2 pseudogenes are annotated in these 249 nt (G+C 41.0%); one reads left to right on the top strand and one right to left on the bottom strand.

Annotation, left to right across the window (positions count from 1 at the left end):
• Nucleotides 1–128, top strand: a pseudogene (locus E4T71_RS10140) (transposase); the annotation flags it as partial.
• 2 nt (nucleotides 129–130) lie between these two features.
• Here E4T71_RS10140 and E4T71_RS10425 read toward each other — a convergent pair.
• Nucleotides 131–249, bottom strand: a pseudogene (locus E4T71_RS10425) (IS630 family transposase); the annotation flags it as partial.

The raw sequence follows: 249 nt of genomic DNA, 5'->3' as shown, positions 1-249 counted from the left end.
TGTGGTCCGCATATAGGACGTTAAAGGAAGCCAGTCTGGTCGGATGTTGGGCGCATGTTCGTAGGAAGTTCTTTGAAGCAACTCCCAAGAATGCGAACTCCTCTTCACTGGCAAAAAAAGGAAGTAATACTCATTCAGAATCAAAATTAGCAGATATCCATTCTCTATGGACAATCGATCGTAAGCGAGTAGTTGATAAGCTTTGGATAACTTCTTGCAACTGATCAATGACGTCATTCAATGATTTAA

The sequence above is a fragment of the Streptococcus sp. WM07 genome (genome assembly GCF_004570525.1).
GTDB lineage: Bacteria > Bacillota > Bacilli > Lactobacillales > Streptococcaceae > Streptococcus.
Note: the sequence above shows the minus strand (reverse complement) of the source record. Positions and strands in the feature narration are given on the sequence as shown.